Consider the following 618-nt stretch of genomic DNA (forward strand, 5'->3'; position numbering starts at 1 on the left):
CTCGTAGATGTAACTGCGGTGACGATCTGCGTGATGCTCCGCAATCAGCTTGTCGCCTTGCCAGAAAAACTCCGTGGTTATCCCATCAACGGTTTTGCTGATCCGCCGACCAAACGGGTCATAGCGGTAGCTGGCGGTTTGGCCGTTGGGTTGAGTGATGCCGATCAGCCGATGCTGGCAGTCGTAGCGGTACTCGGTAACGAGCTGGTGACCCTTACCGCGCCTTTGGCGGATCAGGTTGCCGAAGGCGTCATAGTCATAATGATGATCGCCCTGAATCACCAACCGATTCCCCGCGACGATGTCCGGGCCGGGTCGGTCTTGCATCAGCAGGTTCCCGGCTGGGTCATGGCCGAAGCGTTCCTGCACGTCTTGCGAGTGATCCGCGCGAGTCAGGCGGGCGAGAGGATCGTAGTGATAGTGGTGTTCACCTTTGCGGGTATCTAGCAGGCGGGTCAGGTTGCCGGTTTTGTCGTAGTCGTAGTGGCGGCGATAGAGGTCATGGTTTTCTTGAGTTACCGCGTGGGCGTGTAGGCGGTTTTGCTCGTCGTAGTGGTAGTGGCTGAGGAGCTGGCCTTGTTGGCGCTGGCGTTCGCGGCCGGTTTTGAACAGGTGAGA

The 618-nt window shown here is 58.6% G+C and carries 1 protein-coding gene; it reads right to left on the reverse strand.

Going from position 1 to position 618, the window contains the following annotated elements; translation table 11 throughout:
* The coding region (locus FW764_RS28100; RefSeq protein WP_446436724.1) for an RHS repeat domain-containing protein at positions 1–618 on the reverse strand (618 nt) is incomplete at both ends.

Source organism: Pseudomonas sp. 1152_12, assembly GCF_052850675.1.